Here is a 1,932-nt window from a genome sequence, read left to right on the forward strand (position 1 = left end):
CGGCCACCCCGTCGCCCACGCCGAGGAGGGCGTCGCCGACGTGCACGACGCTGCCTCCGCCCCGTGCCGGTTCGGGCAGCAGGCGCAGGAGCACCACCGCCAGGGGTGGCCCGACCGCGGCGACGACCCAGAACGACCCGCGCCAGGACCACAGGGCCGAGATCTCGCCGGCCAGGACGAGACCCGTCGCGGCCCCGGCGAACTCACCGGTGAGGATGAAGCCGAGGGCACGGCCGCGATCCGCGTTGGGGAACAGGTCCCCGGCCAGCGAGGCGACCACCGGCGTCGCCGCCCCCACCCCGGCGCCCAGGACGAGCTGGCCGAACAAGAGCATGGAGTATGACGTCGCCGCACCTTCGATGGCGAGGGCCGCCGACCACGCGAACACGCATCCCGCCAGCAGCCGGACCCTGGTCACCCGGTCGGCCAGCAACCCGAAGGGCAACGTCGTCACACCGGACATCAGACTCGCGGCGGTGACCAGGAGGCCGATCCCGGTGTTGTCGACCCCCAGCGCAACCTTCATGTCGGGGGCGACCGCGCCCGCGACCGTCTGGTCGGCGGCGGCCATTCCGAGCACGCCCGACAGCAGCCAGATCACCCGGAACCGGGCCGGGCCGCCCACGACGTCGCGCAGCCGGTCCAGCACCAGACGGTGCGGAGCGGTCATCGGGGCCGGCCGGTCCGGGACACGGCGCTCGGGTGGGTCACGCTTCCAGTATTTCCGGTGCGGGGCCTCCGTGCCGATGTCATTTCCCGTGTCCGGGCGCTCGTCGGCCGCGGTGCGGGCGGGACGGCACGGTCAGACGTGGCTCTGCCGAGGCACCAGGACCTCTTCGTAGAGCAGCAGCAGCCCGGCCGCGATCGGGATGGCGATGAGGGCACCGAGGACACCGAGGAGCGTCCCGCCCGCCAGCGCCGCCACGACGGTGACCGCCCCGGGGACCGAGACGGTCCGCTGCATGACCCGCGGTGCGATCACGTAGTTCTCGAGCTGCTGGTAGACGACGTAGTAGACCCCGGCGATGATCGCGAGGCGTGGCTCGGTGAAGAACGCCACGATGACCACGAGGACCGCGCCGAGGGTCGCGCCGACCATCGGGATGATGCCCAGGAAGCCGACCACCACGGCCAGCACCGCGGCATACGGGATGCCCAGGATCGTCATCATGATCCAGCTGCACACGGCGTTGATCGACGCGACGGCGACCTGTCCGATCGCATAGCTGCCGACCCGCCGCAGGATCTCCTCGGACAGGGAGCTGACCCGCTCGCGGCGGCTGCTCGGCACCATCTGGTAGGCCGCCTGCTTCACGCGGGGCAGCGAGGCCAGGAAGTAGAGCGTCAGGACGAAGACGGTGAGCGTCTGGAACACCCCGGAGACGACCGCCTTGCCGGCACCGAGGACACCGCCGAAGACCTGTCCCACCGTGTCCCCGCTGGTGATTCGCTTCTGGAACTCCGCCTGGATCTTGTCCGTGAGGTTGTAGTCGCGGTCGAGCTCCTGCACCCAGTGGCTCTGCAGCACGTGCTCGACGTAGTCCGGCGCGTTCGTGGCCAGCTCGGTGCCCTGCTGCACGACGGGCGGCACGACGAGCATGCCGATCGCGGCAAAGACCACGAGCAGCCCGAGGAACACCAGGCCGACCGAGCCCCACCGACGGACCCCCCGCCGGGTCAGCCACTCCACGATGGGGTTGAGCGCCAGGGCCAGGAAGATCGCGACGACCAGCAGGGTGAGCGTGGTGGTCAGCATGGTGACCGCGTGCACCAGCCCGTAGGCGACCAGGACCCCGATGGCGCCGACGAACCCCATGTAGAACGGCGACTGCCGGTTCAGCGGCCGCCCTGCGCGGCCGAAGTCGGAGTCGTCGCCGGACGCCTGCCCCCGGCCGGCAGCCGCGCCGGCCTGCGGGGCGGGGGCAGCAGCCG

At 71.6% G+C, this 1,932-nt stretch carries 2 protein-coding genes; both read right to left on the minus strand.

All coding sequences use genetic code 11. The features are described 5' to 3' along the window. A partial coding sequence (locus FRW57_RS21075) for an MFS transporter (protein WP_152186985.1) occupies positions 1 to 670 on the minus strand: 670 nt, incomplete at its 3' end. Between the two features lie 132 nt (positions 671 to 802). After that, positions 803 to 1,932: AI-2E family transporter (locus FRW57_RS21080; protein WP_420853276.1), on the minus strand; the 1,130-nt coding region annotated here is incomplete at its 5' end.

The sequence above is a fragment of the Segeticoccus rhizosphaerae genome (assembly GCF_009192725.1).
GTDB lineage: Bacteria > Actinomycetota > Actinomycetes > Actinomycetales > Dermatophilaceae > Segeticoccus > Segeticoccus rhizosphaerae.